This window comes from Alcanivorax sp. HI0083 (assembly GCF_001635175.1).
In genome coordinates this window covers 1-222 of the sequence record NZ_LWFX01000754.1, presented here as the reverse complement: position 1 = coordinate 222, position 222 = coordinate 1, and the positions used below count along the sequence as shown (strand labels likewise).

General features: G+C 60.8%; 1 protein-coding gene. It reads left to right on the top strand.

The features are described from left to right. Positions 1-222: GTP cyclohydrolase, FolE2/MptA family (locus A3754_RS07365; protein WP_197468544.1), on the top strand; the 222-nt coding region annotated here is incomplete at both ends.

Below are 222 nucleotides of genomic sequence, written 5' to 3'. Positions count from 1 at the left end.
GAAGAGCTACCCGGTCAGTATCAAGGGCACCCTGTGCGAAGAGGGCATGCGCATCGAGTTGTCGGTGGAAGTGCCGTACTCGTCCACCTGCCCCTGCTCGGCGGCGTTGTCCCGCCAGCTGATTCAGGAACAGTTCCGCAAGGATTTCGCCGAAGGCAAAGTGGATGCCGATGCGGTGTTTGAATGGCTGGGCACGGAAGAAGGCGTACTGGCCACTCCGCA